Annotated in this window: 13 protein-coding genes, 1 tRNA gene and 6 pseudogenes; 11 read left to right on the forward strand and 9 right to left on the reverse strand. The window is 34.9% G+C overall.

The genetic code is table 11. From position 1 onward, the window contains the following. Positions 1-67 precede the first annotated feature (67 nt). Together hemE and ABWU67_RS00010 are read left to right on the forward strand one after the other, a co-directional pair. Positions 68-961 (forward strand): annotated as a pseudogene (hemE, locus tag ABWU67_RS00005) (uroporphyrinogen decarboxylase); the annotation flags it as partial. Between the two features lie 123 nt (positions 962-1,084). After that, positions 1,085-2,278 (forward strand): pyridoxal phosphate-dependent aminotransferase, encoded by a 1,194-nt coding sequence (locus ABWU67_RS00010; RefSeq protein ID WP_010082012.1) that lies wholly within the window; start codon positions 1,085-1,087, stop codon positions 2,276-2,278. Positions 2,279-2,323: 45 nt separating this feature from the next. Here ABWU67_RS00010 and ABWU67_RS00015 read toward each other — a convergent pair. Further along, positions 2,324-2,551, reverse strand: a pseudogene (locus ABWU67_RS00015) (hypothetical protein); the annotation flags it as partial. 64 nt (positions 2,552-2,615) lie between these two features. On the opposite strand from ABWU67_RS00015, the pseudogene ABWU67_RS00020 reads away from it, so the two are divergent. Next, positions 2,616-3,474, forward strand: a pseudogene (locus ABWU67_RS00020) (IS630 family transposase). A 29-nt stretch (positions 3,475-3,503) separates the two neighbouring features. Here the strand turns inward: ABWU67_RS00020 and ABWU67_RS00025 are convergent. Together ABWU67_RS00025 and ABWU67_RS00030 are read right to left on the reverse strand one after the other, a co-directional pair. Then, a pseudogene (locus ABWU67_RS00025) lies at positions 3,504-3,764 on the reverse strand (hypothetical protein); the annotation flags it as partial. A gap of 354 nt (positions 3,765-4,118) precedes the next feature. Further along, positions 4,119-4,295, reverse strand: coding sequence for a hypothetical protein (locus ABWU67_RS00030; RefSeq protein ID WP_353282003.1), 177 nt, complete (start codon positions 4,293-4,295; stop codon positions 4,119-4,121). 61 nt (positions 4,296-4,356) lie between these two features. Between ABWU67_RS00030 and ABWU67_RS00035 the strand changes: the two genes are divergently transcribed. The 4 genes from ABWU67_RS00035 to glyA all read left to right on the forward strand — a co-directional run bounded on the left by ABWU67_RS00035 (position 4,357) and on the right by glyA (position 9,550). After that, positions 4,357-5,571 (forward strand): MFS transporter, encoded by a 1,215-nt coding sequence (locus ABWU67_RS00035; RefSeq protein WP_353282013.1) that lies wholly within the window; start codon positions 4,357-4,359, stop codon positions 5,569-5,571. Positions 5,572-5,646: 75 nt separating this feature from the next. Beyond that, positions 5,647-6,876, forward strand: coding sequence for an MFS transporter (locus ABWU67_RS00040; protein WP_010962993.1), 1,230 nt, complete (start codon positions 5,647-5,649; stop codon positions 6,874-6,876). A 135-nt stretch (positions 6,877-7,011) separates the two neighbouring features. Next, the gene (locus tag ABWU67_RS00045; RefSeq protein ID WP_010081954.1) at positions 7,012-8,232 is read left to right on the forward strand and encodes an MFS transporter; all 1,221 of its coding nucleotides are present in this window, start codon (positions 7,012-7,014) and stop codon (positions 8,230-8,232) included. A 40-nt stretch (positions 8,233-8,272) separates the two neighbouring features. Then, the gene (gene glyA, locus ABWU67_RS00050; RefSeq protein ID WP_209472475.1) at positions 8,273-9,550 is read left to right on the forward strand and encodes a serine hydroxymethyltransferase; all 1,278 of its coding nucleotides are present in this window, start codon (positions 8,273-8,275) and stop codon (positions 9,548-9,550) included. Between the two features lie 507 nt (positions 9,551-10,057). Here glyA and ABWU67_RS00055 read toward each other — a convergent pair. Both ABWU67_RS00055 and ABWU67_RS00060 read right to left on the reverse strand, forming a co-directional pair. Further along, a pseudogene (locus ABWU67_RS00055) lies at positions 10,058-10,916 on the reverse strand (IS630 family transposase). 673 nt (positions 10,917-11,589) lie between these two features. After that, positions 11,590-12,414: a collagen-like protein gene (locus ABWU67_RS00060; protein ID WP_353282014.1), complete on the reverse strand. Its 825-nt coding sequence runs from the start codon at positions 12,412-12,414 to the stop codon at positions 11,590-11,592. 154 nt (positions 12,415-12,568) lie between these two features. Here ABWU67_RS00060 and ABWU67_RS00065 point away from each other — a divergent pair. Further along, a pseudogene (locus ABWU67_RS00065) lies at positions 12,569-13,427 on the forward strand (IS630 family transposase). Here ABWU67_RS00065 and ABWU67_RS00070 read toward each other — a convergent pair. Beyond that, on the reverse strand, positions 13,340-13,645 hold the full coding sequence (locus ABWU67_RS00070; RefSeq protein WP_353282015.1) for a hypothetical protein: 306 nt from the start codon (positions 13,643-13,645) through the stop codon (positions 13,340-13,342). The pseudogene ABWU67_RS00065 and the gene ABWU67_RS00070 overlap by 88 nt on opposite strands. Before the next feature lie 250 nt (positions 13,646-13,895). On the opposite strand from ABWU67_RS00070, the gene ABWU67_RS00075 reads away from it, so the two are divergent. The 3 genes from ABWU67_RS00075 to ABWU67_RS00085 all read left to right on the forward strand — a co-directional run bounded on the left by ABWU67_RS00075 (position 13,896) and on the right by ABWU67_RS00085 (position 16,821). Then, positions 13,896-13,968 (forward strand) — tRNA-Val (locus tag ABWU67_RS00075). Positions 13,969-13,979: 11 nt separating this feature from the next. Then, a complete protein-coding gene (locus ABWU67_RS00080) occupies positions 13,980-14,891 on the forward strand; it encodes a cation diffusion facilitator family transporter (protein WP_083250476.1) in 912 nt (303 codons plus the stop codon). 52 nt (positions 14,892-14,943) lie between these two features. Continuing rightward, positions 14,944-16,821: a hypothetical protein gene (locus ABWU67_RS00085; RefSeq protein ID WP_353282016.1), complete on the forward strand. Its 1,878-nt coding sequence runs from the start codon at positions 14,944-14,946 to the stop codon at positions 16,819-16,821. On the opposite strand, the gene plsY is transcribed toward ABWU67_RS00085, so the two are convergent. From plsY to ABWU67_RS00100, 3 genes are read right to left on the reverse strand one after another with little or no spacing between them, the layout of a single operon-like run. Next, positions 16,812-17,390, reverse strand: coding sequence for a glycerol-3-phosphate 1-O-acyltransferase PlsY (plsY, locus tag ABWU67_RS00090; protein ID WP_353282017.1), 579 nt, complete (start codon positions 17,388-17,390; stop codon positions 16,812-16,814). The two genes, ABWU67_RS00085 and plsY, sit on opposite strands and share 10 nt — an antisense overlap. A 12-nt stretch (positions 17,391-17,402) precedes the next feature. Further along, positions 17,403-18,869, reverse strand: a complete 1,467-nt coding sequence (locus ABWU67_RS00095; RefSeq protein ID WP_353282018.1) for an alanine/glycine:cation symporter family protein — start codon at positions 18,867-18,869, stop codon at positions 17,403-17,405. Between the two features lies 1 nt (position 18,870). Next, positions 18,871-20,214, reverse strand: a complete 1,344-nt coding sequence (locus ABWU67_RS00100; protein ID WP_038199325.1) for an alanine/glycine:cation symporter family protein — start codon at positions 20,212-20,214, stop codon at positions 18,871-18,873. Positions 20,215-20,221: the final 7 nt, after the last annotated feature.

The raw sequence follows: 20,221 nt of genomic DNA on the forward strand, positions 1-20,221 counted from the left end.
TGGAAAGCGGCAAAACAACAATAGCGAAAATTATTAAGAGAAATGAGCCGGGTGGAAGAGTGCCTATCTGGCTAATGCGTCAGGCTGGCAGGTCTCTTCCTGAGTACCGCAAAGCAGTAGAAAATATGAATAATTTTATGGAGATATGCTACAACACAGATTTAGTGACAGAATTGACGTTACAGCCGGTGACAAGATTTGACATGGATGCGGCGATAATTTTTTCAGACATTTTAATAATAGCTGATGTTTTGGGTTGTGACGTGAATTTCGTACGCGGTGTAGGTCCAATAATAAAACCCGTGGAAAGTCCTAAGGAATTGAAGGGTCCACAAGAAATTGAAACTAAAACCTTACCAATTCTAAACGCTATAAAAAAAGTCAGAAGCCAATTACCAAAAGAAAAATCTCTCATAGGATTTGCTGGTGGACCATGGACAGTAGCCTCATACATCATAGAAGGTGGGAGCAGCAAAACTTTTTCCAAAGTATTAAATTTTTATCCTTCGTGTTTGAAGGAAATAATTGAACGAATAACGGAAGTAACGATTATTTATCTAATTAAACAGATAGAATTTGGAGCAGATGTTATTCAGCTATTTGACAGTAATGCTGGTGCGTTATCGGAACCATTGTTTAAAGAATATGTTATCGAACCAACAAAGAGAATTATCTTGGCAATAAAGGATAGATTTTCTGATTTTCCAATAATAGGTTTTCCAAGGTCTGCTGGAAATCTTTATAAAGATTACTGCGAACAAACAGGTGTATCTGCAGTAAGTATAGATTATAATGTTCCAATAAAATGGGCGAAAGCGAATCTAAACATCCCTCTACAAGGAAACCTTGATCCTAATCTTTTAGCCTATAATAAAACGGAAGCAATCAAAGAAGCAAAACGTATAATAGATTGCTTTAGAGATTTACCCTTCATATTTAATCTCGGACATGGAGTACTCCCTGATACTCCAGTTGAAAATATTGCTGCATTGGTAAACCTGGTAAAAAGCTACTAATACAATACACAAAATTCTAGCTTTTTTGTTGTACGGGGTTTATCATTTGAATTTAGCTTCAGTAAGATATGTCAGACCTTGCAAAAAGAATGTCCCTAATAAAACCATCACCTACGATTGCTGTAACTGATAAGGCAAATAAGTTGAAAAATGAAGGAAAAAAGATCTGTGTTTTAGCTGCAGGAGAACCGGATTTTGATACTCCAGATCATATAAAAAAAGCAGCTATTCAAGCAATAAGTGAAGGTAAGACTAAATATACTGCTGTTGATGGAACGCGTGAGCTGAAAGAAGCAATAATTAATAAGTTAAGAAAGGATAATAACCTCGAGTACACGCTTAACCAAATCTGTGTTGGTACAGGTGCTAAGCAGGTGTTATTCAATTTGTTCATGGCAACAATTAACTCTGGAGATGAAGTTATTATTCCAGCTCCTTATTGGGTTTCATATGTTGATATGGTAAGTCTTTTTGGCGGCTTGCCAGTTGTAGTAGAATGCAAACAAAATTTTAAACTGACAGCGGAATTATTGAAAAGCAGGATAACTAAAAAAACTAAATGGTTAATTCTTAACTCACCGAACAACCCTGCAGGAGCTGTGTACACATGTGATGAATTGAAAGACATAGCACAAATATTGCTTGAATATCCACATATGAATGTCGTTACAGATGATATTTATGAGCATATAATATACGACGAAAAGTTTTTTACTATCGCTCAGGTTGAGCCGAAGCTTTATGATAGAGTTTTTGTAGTCAATGGAGTATCAAAAGCCTATGCAATGACAGGCTGGAGAATAGGGTATATTGCAGGTAGAAGTGATGTGGTAAAAGCTATCTCTACGCTGCAGTCTCAAAGCACTTCTAATCCAAATTCGATAGCACAAGCAGCAGCAGCAGCAGCATTAAACGGTGATCATAGTTTTTTGAAAGAAAGAACAAGGATTTTTAAGAGTCGTAGAGATTTTATGGTGAAAGAGCTAAATTCTGCCCCGGGATTATCAGCGTCTGTTCCACAAGGTGCGTTTTATTTATTTGTCTCATGTGAAGGATTGCTCAGTAAAAGCACAAAAAGTGGTAAGATAATAAATAATGATTTAGATTTTACTGAATACTTACTGGGAGATCATTTGGTTGCTGTGGTTCCAGGAATTGCATTTGGTCTAGAAAATTTTATCAGAATTTCTTATGCAACCTCTCAGGAACAATTAGAAATTGGATGTGATAGTATTACTAAAGCGTGCCAGGAGTTAAAATGAAATAGACTATCCATAAGTTGTATATTTTGCCATACTTCGCCAAGGTTATTTTGAATGTTCTAACTTGTGTTTTTCTATGGAAGGCATTTTTATTGATTGAGCAAGTGTCTTTCTAATATTGAATTCCTCATTTTTTTCATTTTGTTGCAGTAAGTTAATGTTATTTATTTTATTTACTAAATCTTTCCCCTTTTCCAGAGTCTTTAAATCACTTTCGTTAATGTGATGTTCATTGTAAAATTCTGCAACAATTTCTTTTCTTTTCGGATAAGTATAGCTCTTTCCACAGAAGTCCGGATATGATAAGATTAAGGATAGATGGCGATAAGGAGGTTGGATGCCGGCAGCATATAGTTATGATTTAAGAAAAAAAGCAATGGAAGCACTAGACGAAGGGGAAAGCAGAGAAGCAGTGGCAGCAAGATTTAAAATTGGACGAACTACTTTGTGGGAGTGGAAGCAAAGAAAAAAAGAAACAGGCGACTTTCAGTCAAAAAACTCGGTAATGGAGGTTACAATCAGAAAATTATCGACTGGAATAAGTTTATCGAATTTGCTAAAAAACACGGTAGAAAAACTCTGTCGGAAATGGCTAAACTTTGGGGCAACGTTAGTATCGAAACGATCCACCGAGCTCTCAGAAAAATTGGATTTACGCGCAAAAAAAGACATATGGATACAAGGAAAGGAACGAAGAAAAACGTGCTGAATTCTTAAAAATTATAGCAACAAAAGAACCAGAAAACTTAGTGTATATAGATGAGTCTGGGATTGATAACACGGAGGACTATCCATATGGGTATTGCCAGAAAGGACAGCGATTTTATGCCCTAAAATCTGGAAAAAAAACTCAACGAATCAGCATGGTTGCAGCCTTAAGTAGAAGAAAGATAGTTGCTCCATTAACATTTGAAGGCCACTGTAATATGGATATTTTTAATGGATGGTTTGAGCAATTTTTGGCACCGATCTTAGAACCTGGACAAACTGTCATTCTTGATAATGCTACTTTTCATAAGTCTGATAAGCTTATCAAGCTCGCTAAAGGAGTCGGTGCAGAAATTTTGTATCTGCCGCCTTATTCTCCAGATTTTAACAAAATTGAGCATCATTGGTTTGCTATAAAAAACAGAGCCAGGAAAAACATTCCTCTATTCGAATCCTTTCGTCGTGCTGTTGATTCTGCCTTCCTATGACCTATTCGGACTATTATGAGAAATGCTATATTTAAAAATTCCGACACCTGATGTTTAGCAACAGCTTGAATAAATTTCTTATTAAATCTTGAATCGTTATATAGATCTTCTAAATTTTCATCGTAGTGTTTTGCTTCATTTACAGCAAGCTTTATTATCTCTTCTATACCACTTAGAAGTTTCCTATACAATTTGTCGTATCTATTCCCTAGCACGTGTGTAGCGAATGTTTGTTCAATGTATTTTGTTATGTAATTTTGCAGCGTATTATCTATCGTGCTTATATTCATCAGCCTGCTTTAATATTATATTAACTATTTTACACATAAAAAGGTTAATGTTGAATTAATAGAATACTTCTGAAGTCAAATTTTACTGAAAATTATGGTATTTAAGATATAATTGTCAGCATGAAATAAAAACATAAATAAAATGGATCTTGTAACAAAAGTGAAGCTCAAGATAAAGATGAATAAGGGTAAAATCATAAATATACTTATCATTTGTGGTGTAATTTTTTTCATATACCTTATTCATGAGCCAGTTGTAGATATGGTAGAAAAAATTATAAGTAAAATAAAAGGTCTCTTTTAAAAATAGAAAAAGTGAACTTTTTCCATCATCCAAACTTGAACCTGGAAAATTTAGTTAATGCATAAACTACTTATGTTGGCTATGAGTTCAACTGTATAAAATTCCGGTAAATTAAAATAAGTATTCATAAAAATATTGTTTTCTATAAACAGAGTATCTATAGCCTTTCTTATAATAGTCCGAATGCGATAAGATATGTGTTTATGGCTATAGCAGGCCAGTAGCATATTACGGTCTGTTCGGATTATTGTAAAAAGAGCTATATAATGCTAGCTTTGGGGTAAAGTATTGCAGAGGAATTTTTTAATCTGGTTGTTGGCGTCACTGTTTTATGCATACCAATATATATTACGCGTAATTCCAAATATTATAATTCCTGAATTGGTAGTAAGGTTTAATATAGGAACAACAGAAATAGGACAATTTTGTGGACTGTATTATGTAGGTTATGTGTTAGCACATATTCCTGTAGGTATTCTTTTAGATAGATTTGGTTCTAAAGTTGTTATACCGATTTGTATTGCATTAACATCTTTAGGTGCTTTACCTTTAGTCAGTTCTAATGATTGGAGTTATTCTATTATTGGAAGAATAATTACTGGTATTGGATCCTCTGCTTCAGTACTTGGACTCTTTAAAACAATAAGAATCTATTACCATAGAGAAAAATTTGCCATGATGTTCAGCATATCGGTTATTATTGGCATTTCAGGTGGTGTATTTGCCACCAAACCATTACATGTCTTACTTGATAAGTTTGGGTGGGATTATTTATTTACTGTGTGTATAATGCTTGGATTATTGCTTGCTTTAACTACCTTTATATCTATACCTAAAGTTGGCACCTCAGACGAAGAATTAAATATTAAAAATTTAAGCAAAGTTATATTTAATAAAGATATTTTATTGATAGGTTTGTTTGGCGGTTTTATGGTTGGACCATTAGAAGGCTTTGCAGATGCGTGGTCCGCAACATTCTTGCATGAGATGTACGCTATAGATAGACACATTGCATATAGCATTTCAAAATGGATACTAGTAGGCTTTGGCTTTGGGCATTTATTACTTCCTTACATATTAGCAAAAAATCCAACCAAGCACTATGAAATAATAATTTCTTGTGCTATGGCCATGATAATTGTGTTCTTATTACTTTTTATATGCAATATTAGTGAACTCCTGGCATGTATATTACTATTCATTATTGGTCTTGCTTCTGCATACCAAATTTTTTTTACTGCTAAAGTTGTAAGTTGTGTAAAAAACGAAGCAGTAGCAAGTGCAGGATCTGTAGGTAATTCCATAGTTATGAGTTTTGGTTATTTTTTTCACGTCATTATTGCAAATATAATGAATTTTTATTGGAACGGTGAAATTATCGATGGAAAGCCATTTTATGGAACTGATGTAATGGTTAAGTCTATGTTAATAATACCTATATGCCTACTAATAGGAATGATAGGCTTTTGGTTACTTAAAGTTATAAGCTGTAAAAAGAGCTAAGCAGATTTAGATGATTAATATAGTATTGTTTTTTATAACTAAAGTATCTATAATCCTAAATTTTAGCTGAGATTCATGTTGCAGAGGAATTTTTTAATCTGGTTGTTGACGTCACTGTTTTATGCATACCAATATATATTACGCGTAATTCCAAACATAATTGCGCCTGAATTAATAACAAAATTTAACATAAGTATTGCAGATGTTGGCCAGTTTGGTGGGTTATACTATGTAGGCTATACGCTAGCTCATATACCTATTGGTCTTTTCCTTGATAGATTTGGACCAAAGTTTGTTTTACCTGCTTGTACCGTTTTGACATTTACCGGAACACTACCGCTTATATGCTTTGATGAGTGGAGTTATTCAATAATTGGAAGAATAATTGTGGGAATTGGGTCATCCGCTTCGGCAATTGGAATCTTTAAAGTTGCAAGCATGTATTTTGCGCAAGAAAAATCAGCAAGAATGGCCAGCTTATCTATAATTATAGGAATTTTGGGAGGGATATGTGGCGGGTTACCTTTAGACTTCTTACTCGATAAATTTGGCTGGAATTATGTTATCTATACATTCTCAGCATTTGGGTGTTTACTTGCTCTGTTGCTGTTCTTAGTAACGCCTGAAAGCAATGCTCAACAGGAAAAAGTTAGCATTAGAGACTTAAAAAACATACTTTTCAACAAGCATATTATTCTAATTAGCTTTTTTGGTGGACTCATGGTCGGTCCAATGCAAGGTTTTGCCGATGGTTGGGTGAAAGCATTCTTTTTTGAAGTATATAAAATGAATGAAGACTTGGCATCTTCTCTCTCTTCCGTAATATTGATAGGAATGTTAACAGGATCATTCTCTTTGGCTTATTTATTGGAAAAATATAAAAATAAGCATTATGAAGTAATAATTGCATGCTCATTTGCAATGATCGCTAGTTTTCTTTTGCTTTTTACTCAGATTGGTGGCTTGTATGTTGTATTACCTACGCTTTTTATTATTGGCTTCACATCTGGATATCAGGTGGTTACCATTTACAAAGCGATAAGTTATGTAAATAATAACTTAGTAGGCCTGGCTACAGCTGTGTCAAACATGATAGTTATGGTTTTTGGCTATTTTTTTCACACTGGGATCGCAAAAATAGTAGATTTGTGTTGGGATAGAACAATAATACAAGGAAATCCTGTGTATGGTGCTGAATTGCTGATAAAAGCAACATCAGTTATTCCTGTATGTTTGCTGGTGGCTGTTTTTGGGCTCTTATGGTTAAAAAATAAAGATTTTAGAGAAGTTGATTGTAATAAGTAGATAATTTATCGAAGGCTCGTATGATAAAATCGTTAGATGTACTAATTTAAGGCTCTTGTTATTATGAAATATAATACTTTATTTTACTTTGATATTTTTGTTTTAATTGTAATTGGGTTTTATTAGGTGGTAGGTATGTCGAAAAGTAATTTTTTTGTATGGTTGATAGTATCTCTTTTCTATGCATACCAGTATGTGTTACGTGTCATGCCAAACATAATTGCGCCTGTATTAATAACAAAATTTAATATAAGCATTGCAGATTTAGGGCAATTTAATGGTCTCTACTATGTGGGATTTACACTAGTTCATATCCCTGTTGGTCTTTGTTTTGATAGATTCGGTCCAAAAATTGTTTTACCTATTTGTGCTGTCTTGGTATCTATTGGAACATTACCTCTTGTGTGCTTTGATGAGTGGTATTATTCAGTATTAGGTAGAATAATTGTTGGGATTGGCTCGTCTGCGTCAGTAATAGGAGTATTTAAAGTTGCCAGTATGTATTTTCCGCGAGAAAAATCAGCAAAAATGGCAAGCATATCTGTTATTATAGGGCTATTAGGGGCAATATATGGTGGTCTACCAATAGAACTTTTGCTTGATGAGTTTGGTTGGAATTACGTAATTTATATTCTTTCAGGGTTTGGTTTCTTACTCGCTTTATCTTTATTTTTAGTTATTCCTTACAATGCTTACGACTTTCGAAAAGAAAAAATTAGCATGAAGGATCTAAAAACTGTGCTTTTCAATAAATATATCATTCTAATTAGTTTTTTTGGTGGCTTAATGGTAGGTCCACTAGAAGGTTTTGCTGATGCTTGGACAAAAGCTTTTTTATGTGAGGTATATCAAATGGCCGGTGATCTAGCGTCTTCAATTTCTTCTGTTATATATGTAGGATTTGCAGCTGGATTGCTCTCTTTTGCTCACATATTAGAAAAATATCCAAATAGACATTATGAAGTTATTATTGTCTGTTCCTTTGCAATGATTGCTAGTTTCCTTTTACTTTTTACACAGGCTGGCGGATTGTATATTGTATTGCCTGCACTTCTTGTTATAGGTTTCGCTTCTGGATATCAAATAGTAACACTGTACAAAGCATTAAGTTATGTAAATAATAACTTAATAGGATTAACTACAGCTGTGTCAAATATGATAGTCATGGTTTTTGGCTATTTTTTTCACACTGGGATCGCAAAAATAATAGATTTGTGTTGGGATAGGACAGTGATACAAGGAAATCCTGTGTATAGTGCTGAATTGCTGATAAAAGCAACATCTATTATTCCTGTATGTTTGCTGATAGCTGTTTTTGGGCTCTTATGGTTAAAAAAGCAGGATAAGCAGTCTTAAAATTGCTTGTGCATCTTAAAATTAAAGCGAGGTTTGATCTATGATGAGTGTTTTAAAAAAAATCTGTGGCTCTAAAAATAGTTTAAAGTCTTTTGATAACGAGGTTTATCAGTCTATAGAAAAAGAATTACAACGCCAAAAATCACAATTGCAATTAATTGCATCAGAAAATTTTGCAAGCAAAGCGGTAATGGAGGCACAAGGCTCTTTTCTGACTAATAAATACGCAGAAGGTTATCCAGGTAAAAGATATTACTGTGGTTGTGAGCATGTGGACAAAATTGAAAGTCTGGCTATAGAAAGACTTTGTAAGTTGTTTGGTGTTAAATTTGCAAACGTTCAACCTCATTCTGGTTCTCAGGCAAACCAGGCGGTATTTGCTTCACTGCTTACTCCAGGCGATACAATACTTGGATTATCACTGAGTTGCGGTGGGCATCTAACTCATGGTGCGGCACCAAGCCTTTCTGGTAAATGGTTTAAGTCAATTCAATATACAGTGAATAAAGACACTTACTTGCTGGATATGGATGAGATAGAAAAGCTGGCGCTGGAGCATAAACCGAAATTGATCATAGCTGGTGCTTCTGCTTATCCAAGAAAAATGGACTTCAAACGCTTTCGCGAGATTGCAGATAAAGTTGGTGCTTATTTGCTTGCAGACATTGCTCACTATGCAGGGCTTATTGCAGCGGGCGAATATCCATCCCCTGCTGAATATGCACATGTTATGACTTCCACGACTCACAAAACTTTGCGTGGTCCTCGTGGTGGAATAGTGATGACCAATGATGAAGCATTACACAAAAAAATTCAATCCGCAGTTTTTCCAGGATTGCAGGGCGGGCCACTTATGCATGTGATAGCTGCAAAAGCTGTTGCATTTAAAGAAGCATTAGCACCAGAGTTTAAGACTTATAGCAAGAAAGTCGTGGAAAATGCGAAAGTGCTGGCTCAAGAATTGCAAAAGCATGGACTTGACATTATAACCGGTGGCACTGACTCTCATATAGTGCTAGTTGACTTAAGATCGCAGAAATTAACTGGAAAAGACGTTGTAGATAGCCTTGAGAGAGCCGGTATTACCTGTAATAAAAACTCTGTACCATTTGATACAGCAAAGCCGACCATCACTTCAGGGCTCCGTTTTGGCACCGCTGCTGAGACAACACGCGGACTTGAGGCAGAAAATTTTAAAGAGATAGCTGGTCTAATAAATGAAGTAATTCAAGGATTAATCAGCGGAAATAGCTCAAGTGTCGAAAAAGCAGTAAAAGCTAAAGTTGAAAGGATTTGTAGTAATTTTCCTATTTATTAATTTATGTGGTGTCATCCAAGTAGCTGGTAGAAACGAAAAAACTTACTTGACACCCTTCGCCAGCCCTCTTATCATGAAACTGAAGGTATTCATTTATCTTCAATCTGTGCAGATTAAACGACAACAGTATTACGTAATTGGCGTCTTATTTTTAATTTTTTGCACTATGCGCACCCTACGTCTTCACAACATTTCTGGGTTTTTACCTATATAAGCTGAAACGCGCTTATAAAGCGTTTAAGACAGTATAGCACGCCAATTTGCAGGGTTAGAGAGTGACAACTAGCTAATACGGGATTTCTTTTGCCTTTTTTTCTGCTTAGTAAATTTCTTAAATATTTAAACTAAGATGAGTTGCATTTAAAAGCAGCTAAATTGCAGTGTTTAAGACTTAAAAAACGCCAATACTGAAAATAGACAATGACTGGGGCTTCTTTTGCCTTTTTTTCGTTTGGTAAATTTCTTAATGTTTGTAGCTATAGCATTTCTCATAATAGTCCGAATAGGTCATAGGAAGGCAGAATCAACAGCACGACGAAAGGATTCGAATAGAGGAATGTTTTTCCTGGCTCTGTTTTTTATAGCAAACCAATGATGCTCAATTTTGTTAAAATCTGGAGAATAAGGCGGCAGATACAAAATTTCTGCACCGACTCCTTTAGCGAGCTTGATAAGCTTATCAGACTTATGAAAAGTAGCATTATCAAGAATGACAGTTTGTCCAGGTTCTAAGATCGGTGCCAAAAATTGCTCAAACCATCCATTAAAAATATCCATATTACAGTGGCCTTCAAATGTTAATGGAGCAACTATCTTTCTTCTACTTAAGGCTGCAACCATGCTGATTCGTTGAGTTTTTTTTCCAGATTTTAGGGCATAAAATCGCTGTCCTTTCTGGCAATACCCATATGGATAGTCCTCCGTGTTATCAATCCCAGACTCATCTATATACACTAAGTTTTCTGGTTCTTTTGTTGCTATAATTTTTAAGAATTCAGCACGTTTTTCTTCGTTCCTTTCCTTGTATCCATATGTCTTTTTTTGCGCGTAAATCCAATTTTTCTGAGAGCTCGGTGGATCGTTTCGATACTAACGTTGCCCCAAAGTTTAGCCATTTCCGACAGAGTTTTTCTACCGTGTTTTTTAGCAAATTCGATAAACTTATTCCAGTCGATAATTTTCTGATTGTAACCTCCATTACCGAGTTTTTTGACTGAAAGTCGCCTGTTTCTTTTTTTCTTTGCTTCCACTCCCACAAAGTAGTTCGTCCAATTTTAAATCTTGCTGCCACTGCTTCTCTGCTTTCCCCTTCGTCTAGTGCTTCCATTGCTTTTTTTCTTAAATCATAACTATATGCTGCCGGCATCCAACCTCCTTATCGCCATCTATCCTTAATCTTATCATATCCGGACTTCTGTGGAAAGAGCTATAAAAGTCATAACATGAACAAACATTTGAGAGTAACTTCTGCTAGTAGGGTGTCATCCCAGTGCCCAGACACTGGGATCCAGGAATTTTATTAAGTTAGTAAGCATAAAAGTAGCCGTTTTATGTTAAAATACAACATTTTAATGATTATGAAAAGGCTGGATTCCAGCGGGCTTTGTTGCATCGCTAGCTATGATGGATTAAAGATAAAAAAGATGGAGAATATCAGTAGCTTATTATTCTGGTATTTATAATAAGAACGGTCAGTGAATACCTAAATTTGAGTAAAAGAAATTTCACTACCACTCACTAATCTGGCTAAAATTCAAGAATTTCAATGCTTTAGCTATTTTCAATAGAATTAAATTTATTAATATAAATAATAAATTACTATTCTTAAATTTGATCAGATTGATTGCAAAAAACAAGATTTTCAATAGGTTGCTTATAATTCTAACTATAGTTAGCCTTTCATAAGTAGCGATGCAACAAAGCCATTCCAGCGTCACGCGCTGGAATGACATTGTAGGGTGTTATCCGAGTCCTTTTTCCGTCATCAGAGGACCATATGACGTCATCCAAGTAGCGTGACTACTTGGATCTAAGCTGTATTACCAAGTCCAATTAAGTGCAGCATCATCACTTGTTGGAGGCTCAAAATACGGTTGTGACATTTCCTCTTGCACAGCTCTTTTAAATTCTGGACTTTGTATGCTTATCTTTGTTACATGCTCTTGTAAGGCTTTCTCAGTAGCTATTTCAGCAGCTGTTGGACTTTTACCATCTGCTCCTTTCTCCCCTGTCTCCCCTTTCTCTCCTTGTGGGCCTTGAGCTCCATCTTTACCATCTGCTCCTTTAGGACCAGTGGCTCCTGTCTCCCCTTTTAGCCCTTTACCTCCTAAGAACACCTTTGCTGTTTGATCATTTTTGTCACCATACGCTGTGTCAGTAGCATCAAGAAATCCTCCTAATTTATCCACTAAAATTGATTTGTCGCCGTCTTTTGCATCAAATATAGCATTCACGACATCTTTCGCTGCAGCTTTTGTTTTAAGCTCTGTAGCTTTAACAAAAGCAGTCTCTGCAGCAGTTTTAGTGTAAACTTCATCGGCTGGAGCAGCTTTAATATATACCTTATTTGTAAAATCAGGAGAAGCAGTTATAGCATCCACAACAGGCTGTTTTACTACTTCTGTTTTTAGCGTATCTGTAAGTCCTAAAGTTTTAACAAATGCATCATCAACACCTTTTTTGGTATAGATACCATTATCATCAGCACCTTTTGCTAATTCTGGTATTAAAGCATCCACAACAGCTTTTTCTGCAACTTTTGTTCCAAGATCTGCAGTTTTAAGAAACGTGTCATCAACACCTTTTTTAGTATAGATACCATTATCATCATCACCTTTTGCTAATTCTGGTATTAAAGCATCCACAACAGGCTGTTTTACTACTTCTGTTTTTAGCGTATCTGTAAGTCCTAAAGTTTTAACAAATGCATCATCAACACCTTTTTTGGTATAGATATAGCTCTTTCCACAGAAGTCCGGATATGATAAGATTAAGGATAGATGGCGATAAGGAGGTTGGATGCCGGCAGCATATAGTTATGATTTAAGAAAAAAAGCAATGGAAGCACTAGACGAAGGGGAAAGCAGAGAAGCAGTGGCAGCAAGATTTAAAATTGGACGAACTACTTTGTGGGAGTGGAAGCAAAGAAAAAAAGAAACAGGCGACTTTCAGTCAAAAAACTCGGTAATGGAGGTTACAATCAGAAAATTATCGACTGGAATAAGTTTATCGAATTTGCTAAAAAACACGGTAGAAAAACTCTGTCGGAAATGGCTAAACTTTGGGGCAACGTTAGTATCGAAACGATCCACCGAGCTCTCAGAAAAATTGGATTTACGCGCAAAAAAAGACATATGGATACAAGGAAAGGAACGAAGAAAAACGTGCTGAATTCTTAAAAATTATAGCAACAAAAGAACCAGAAAACTTAGTGTATATAGATGAGTCTGGGATTGATAACACGGAGGACTATCCATATGGGTATTGCCAGAAAGGACAGCGATTTTATGCCCTAAAATCTGGAAAAAAAACTCAACGAATCAGCATGGTTGCAGCCTTAAGTAGAAGAAAGATAGTTGCTCCATTAACATTTGAAGGCCACTGTAATATGGATATTTTTAATGGATGGTTTGAGCAATTTTTGGCACCGATCTTAGAACCTGGACAAACTGTCATTCTTGATAATGCTACTTTTCATAAGTCTGATAAGCTTATCAAGCTCGCTAAAGGAGTCGGTGCAGAAATTTTGTATCTGCCGCCTTATTCTCCAGATTTTAACAAAATTGAGCATCATTGGTTTGCTATAAAAAACAGAGCCAGGAAAAACATTCCTCTATTCGAATCCTTTCGTCGTGCTGTTGATTCTGCCTTCCTATGACCTATTCGGACTATTATGAGAAATGCTATAGTAGCTGTTTCTCTTATCTCACTTTCAATGTTAGCAACTTTACTTGCTCTTAAATTGTGAGAATAAACCTCTACTTTAATATTTAAATCTTCAACTTCTATAACATGTGGCGAATTAAACCCTTTGCCGTTATTGTTGAAATATTCTGCTTTAGTTATATTTTTATTTACTTGTTGACTAATTGTCATAATTTTAACCTCTAATTTGCTGATCTTTCAATATCAAGCATAAAGTAATTTCCCTAAAAAAAACGTAAATCCCTGTATTAATATAATTTATATCTTAATAAATAAAGTATAGATAGTTAACTTAATATGTAAAATTTAGAATATGGCTGAAATTCTATACAGCTATATTCCGGAATCACATTGGACAAGGACAAAAGCAAAGTGGTTTATTGACTTTCATTCCACCAAAGCACTATACTAAAACCACGATGGGTAATTAGCTCAGTTGGTAGAGCACTTGCTTGACGTGCAAGCGGTCGCTGGTTCGAACCCAGTGTTACCCACGTTTTTGTTTATGAAAAGATTTTATATGACAGCAGTGCATAACGGTAAACACTCAGCAGCGCAGTCCAAGCGCTTAATCTATTCCATAATAATAGTTGCGATAACAATGTTTATGGAAATAGTAGGTGGAATAATTTCACATTCGCTTGCTCTATTATCAGATGCAGGGCATATGCTCACTGACCTCTTTGCCTTGGTTTTAAGCTGGTTAGCACATAGGTTTTCAGCTAAGAAATCCGATTTGCAGAGATCATACGGATATCATCGGTTGCAGATAATTGCAGCATTTGTTAATGGTTTAACTCTATTCCTCATTGCAGTAATCATTATAATTGAGTCAATAAAGAGGTTTATTTTTCCAGTCAATGTTGAGTGGAAAGTAATGTTAATAATTGCTACACTCGGTCTTGTCTCTAACATAATAGTCTTTTTTATATTACATAGTAAATGCGAGAGCAATATAAACATAAAAAGTGCTGTACTACACGTTATAGGAGATATTTTAGGTTCTGTAGCTGCTATACTTGCATCTATAATTATCATGCTTACTGGATGGCAAATAGTAGATCCAATCTTATCAGTATTTGTTAGTGTGATAATTCTAAATAGCGGCTATAAAATTCTCAAAAATTCTTGCCATATACTCCTTGAAGGTACGCCTGAGGGTATATCTGCTGAAGAGATAAAAAGTAAGATCACATCAGAATTACCTGAAGTGATAGATGTGCACCACATACATACATGGTCGCTGTCTGATAATTATTTTATAATTACCATGCATGCTAAAATAAAGCAAAATGTGCAGCACACCAATGTTTTATATGAAATAAAAAAAATATTGCTAGATAAGTTCGAGATAGCACACTCTACAGTCGAGATCGAATACGATGAGTGTGCGGATAATAAGATACTTAAACATTGACGTTTTAAATTATTATGCTATTACTAGAGTGTAATGATGTTGAAGGTAAGCTATGATAGGTATTTCTCAAATACAATTTCCTTCAAAGGATTCTAGTAAGCTAAAATTTGTTAGCTACTTTGGAGCTTTTGTCTCGTTAAGCATTATCACTAATCCTGTTAATGTTCTTTTTTCTCTTGGTACTATGTTCTTCAGGTCTGAAATTAAAACTCTTTATATCTACAAAGAAATAAAAACGGCAAAACAGCAAAAAATGAGCAAAAGGGAATATTGGGAAATATTTTTTAAGAACAATACAATCAAGGTAGCAGCCTTCCTCTTGTTTTCTGCTTTCATAACATATCTAACTTTCACTACCACTTTCTTGCTTATTTCGTTACTGGGAACTATACCACTTACAATGCTATTAATTTTATTGCAGAGTGAACTAAGGCCAAAAGATTTTAACCCATTTACGCTGCTTAAAGCTTCTATAAATTTCTTTTTGGAAGGTATAAAAGAGAATTTACGTGGTATGGTTAATAGTTTTGATGTTAAGCTTGAACATTTACTGCCCCATCAATTAAATGATGATATCATTAAAAATATTGATAAATTAAAAGGTAAGTATAGTGAACAAGTACCTGAAGACGTAATCAAAAATGATGAATATATTCAATTCATTGGATATATAAACAATTCATATGAGTTTAGTGATGAGGATAAAGGAAGAGTAATTGCATTTTTAGATGACTTTTGCAAAGATGATCAAAAGCATAGCTCCGGCTTTACAGGTGGGCAGGTTCTGCTTTTAGTTTTAAGGGCTTGCAATGATGGAGACGGAGAAGCCGTTAAGAGTAAAAAGGATGCATTGATTTCTAATTTAATTGATAGCCAAACTTTCTCTAGAAAAGAGCGAATTCCTAACACTTGCTTCACCGGTATTATCTATAGAATGTTAAGCACGCTAGAGGGTATTCATCCTGATCCAGAAATTAGATTTACTCCCCCAAGGGAAATGTTGCTCTCAGAAGCACAAAATAAAGCACGTGAGTTTATGTTAGACAGGTTAAAAAACAAGAAAAACAATAAAGAAATTCTTAAGGCTTGGTATGACGTTCAAAATGGTTATGAAGACGATGAAAGTCAAAAAATAGTTGATGATTTTATTTCAGAAGTAAGTATTCCTTTAATGAGAAAATTATTGAGTATTACTTCTCAATATAGTGAACAAATTGTGCTGACGTTAATGAAAAATATTAGCTCTATAAAGTTAAATAAATTACAATGTTGTGAGCTGGTTCAGCACATGAGAAATAAACTGCAGGAGCATGATTTAGATGACCAAGAAAGTTTACTCGAAAACATCGGAAAAAAAGTATTCTTAGAGCTATTAAATCGAGATCTACTCGAGACAGATTTTTCTCTCAAGGATTCATCTTTGGATGGAGCTAAGAGAATAGCTAATAAGATAATAGAAGAAGAAGTAGCAGAATTTAAATTAAAGGCTGAGAAGACTATTGAAGGTCAGATAATTAGCATGTTAGATGGGTTAAGAATGCTCCCAAGAGAAAAAAGATGTTATAGGGTATATGTAGAACTCAGTAAAAATAACGAAAATGATAAGGAAAAAATAAAGAAAATTTTGCAAGAAAGGTTAAAAGTAACAAAAGCAGCAATGGATGAAATGTTAAAAAAAGGAGCTTCACATAAGCTAGAGTTAGAAATTGAAAGTGTATATGAAGGAAATAAAGATCACGTTACTCAACTTTATGAAAAAATAAGAGAAACAAAAAAGGAATTCATTGAAGATGGTCTTTTAACACCTCAAGAAGTAGAGAATATAACAAAAGCAAAAATCATAGACTTAAACAAAGAGGACAAAATCATACCGTCAAGCAATTTGTCTCATAGTTTAAGTGTCAATAATTTGGCAGTACATTATCTATAAAATTTATACTCTTTACCTTGCAGAAGATTCACAATATTTCTGTGGTGTTTTAGGAAGACCAGTGCTCCTATAATTAGTAATGTTAAGAACAAATTCCTCTGAAAAAAAAAGGACCATGCTACAGCCGTTGAAGTAGCACTGAGTGAAGCAAGGGAAGAGTATCTAAAGGCAAGAAAGACTATTATCCAAATTATTACGAATACTAAAGTAATATCGATGTTAAATGCTATCAGTATCCCTAGAGTGGTTGCAACGCCCTTTCCTCCACTGAATTTTAGCCAAATAGGAAACATGTGTCCTAAAACTGCTAAAATTGCAGATACATATATATAAAAATCGTTATTATCACAAAATTGTTGTGCTATATAAACGGCAATAAATCCCTTAAAGGAATCCAGAAATAATGGCAAAGCAGCAAGAAATTTATTTCCCGTCCTTGCAACGTTTGTAGCACCAATGTTTCCTGAACCTACTTCTCTTAAGTTTATCCCTTTTATTCTTGTAATGATTAAGCTAAACGGTATTGAACCGAGTATGTAGGACAGTATAAGAACTACATACTTTTCCATTATACCAAGAACCTAATTAATTTTATTATTCCTCAGCCTTTTTAGGTAGCACTGAACTTCATCGTTAATCTGATTACTAAACAGTATAAGCGCTGTCATGTTGATGAGAGCTAAACAAGAGAATAAAGTTCCACCGATATTGGCAATAGCCATTATATCTTTAGAAAGACCAGAGAAAAACGCCACAATTATTACCGCTATGCGGTATATCACTATACTTTTTGCACCGAATAAATATAGCCACCCCATTTCACAACAATATACAAACGAAATTACTGAAGAAAATGAAAACAAAGGAGCAGCTACTGTTAGAAGGATAGGAAACCATGGAGAAACTGTCTCAAATGCTTTGTGAGTAATTAATATTCCCTCACCAACACCTGTTTGGTATGCACCTGTTATTACTATTGTTATTCCTGTTAAACAGCAAATTAACATTGTGTCAAAGCATGGTTCTATCATAGCGACTAGTCCAGTTCTTACTGGTTCTTCATCTTTAGTTGTTGCATGAGTAATTGAAGCAGAACCAACACCTGCTTCGCTGGCAAAGATTGCCCTTTGAATTCCAGCAACAAATGCTCCTACCATCCCTCCGCCAACAGCATTGAAATCTATCATAGTGGAAAATAATATTTTCAACGTATAACCAAGGTTATGAATATTAAATGCAATAATAATAATACAACTAAAGATATATATAAGTGACATAATAGGCACTAGTGCAGAAGATACTCTAGCTATCCTTTTAATTCCGCCAATAATCACTAGAGCAAGCAGCGCAGAAATTATGGAAGAAAGAAACCAAGAGTGACCATCTACCCAACTTGAATAGCCAGATAATATTGAAACCATTTGGTTGGTTTGAAACGCTACACTTCCACCAAGACCTGATAATATAAAGAATACTGCATACATGGCAGCCAGCACAATACCAAGTTTTTTAAATCCAAATTCCTCCAGACCATTCCTTATATACTGAAAGGGACCACTAAACAATTGGTCCTGATCTTCTGTTCTATGTCTAAACGCCAACGTTACCTCAGCAAATTTTGCTGACATACCAAAAAAACCTGTAATCATCATCCAAGGCACCGCTCCTGGTCCACCCATTGAAACTGCAATTGCGACTCCAGCAACAGTTCCAAGGCCTACTGTGCTTGAAAGTGCAGTCATAAATGCCTGAAAATGCGTAATATGACCATCATGGTGATTCGTGTCATATTTTCCACATAAAATAGCAAACGCATGCTTAAACATTCTTATGTTGAGAAATCCAAAACGTAATGTTAGAAACACATAACCAAAAACTAGTAGAAGGATTATAAATGGCACGTAAAGGATCTTGAAAAACAGTACTTCATTCATGAAGTTATTTATTCCATTCAACACAGCGTCATAACTTTCGTAAAAACCTGAAGCAGCGTACACATCATTAAACAATAGGCAAAATAACACCATACAAAGCAATCTATAAATCATGTTAATACCCTTTAGAATTGTAATAAGAATCTATTGTATTCAAAACTTCCCTTCTTAGTAGATATATTGCAACAGCATTTGGAATCATAAGGCACATAAACAAACTGTCACCTAGATAAGATATAAATTCTATATTCTTTGACATACAGCTGATATACACTGAAACCACTATAAGAATTTGGAACGGTATCAGTATTTTTTTACTACCAAATAAATACAGCAAAGCAACTTCACAGTAGTAACAATAAGCTATTATTGTGGAAAATGCAAAGGAAAACATCATTAGCGGAAAAACTAACTTGCTGAACAAGGGCAAAGCTGTTGAAAATATCGAACTAATTAGTGTAATATCACCCACGTTATCAGTGCTATGCATACCAGTGATAATTATCACAATACCAGTCAAAAATGAGATTAATATTGTGTCTATAAGTGGTGCAATCATTGCAACGCACCCAACTTTAATTGGATCTTCTTCTTTTACAGCTGAATGTGCTATAGCTGCTGTTCCGGTACCTGCTTCGTTAGCAAACACTGATCTTCTCACTCCGGCTATTAATCCGCTCAATACTCCGCTTCCTATAGCTGATTTATTGAAGATATCTTGGAATATTATGGATAGAGCATTCAGCAAATTACTTCCGTTTACATAAATTAAATATATACACATACCCACATATAGCACTATCATAATTGGTGCTAAGCTCGTTGAAACGAAAGCAATGCGCTTTATTCCTCCCAATATTACAATAAAGACAAGCAGGGATATAATAATGGATGCGTTGTATTCTAGGAGGTTATTTGATAGTGCTGCTATTTGATTTGCTTGAAATGGTATACCGCCCAAAATCATTGCAATAAGTAGCATAATCGCATAAGTGAAGGCAAGAAATCTACCAGTTTTTGCAAATCCAATTTTTGCAAGCCCGTACTTCATGTAATAAAAAGCCCCGCCAGTTGTATTTTCAGAGCGATAAGTAAATGCAAGCACCACCTCGGCAAACTTTATCGACATACCAAGTATTCCGGTAATTACCATCCAAAAAACTGCACTTGGGCCCCCTATTGTGATAGCTATTGCAACTCCTGATATTGTTCCAAGACCAACTGTTCCTGAAATTACTGTTGCAAACGCTTGAATATGAGTGATTATGCCATTGTTGCTGTTATTACACTTTAGATTGAATAGCGTCTGTATTCCATATTTAAGTAACCTAAAGTTAATGAATTTGAACTGGGCAGTACAAAAGATTCCAGTTGCAATTACCCAAATAATTATAAATGGAATGTTGAATATCTTTATATACAGAAATGAATTTAATAGTTCACTTATCTTCAAAATCATGCAGTTT

Source organism: Wolbachia endosymbiont (group A) of Aleiodes leptofemur, assembly GCF_964028465.1.
Lineage (GTDB): Bacteria > Pseudomonadota > Alphaproteobacteria > Rickettsiales > Anaplasmataceae > Wolbachia > Wolbachia pipientis.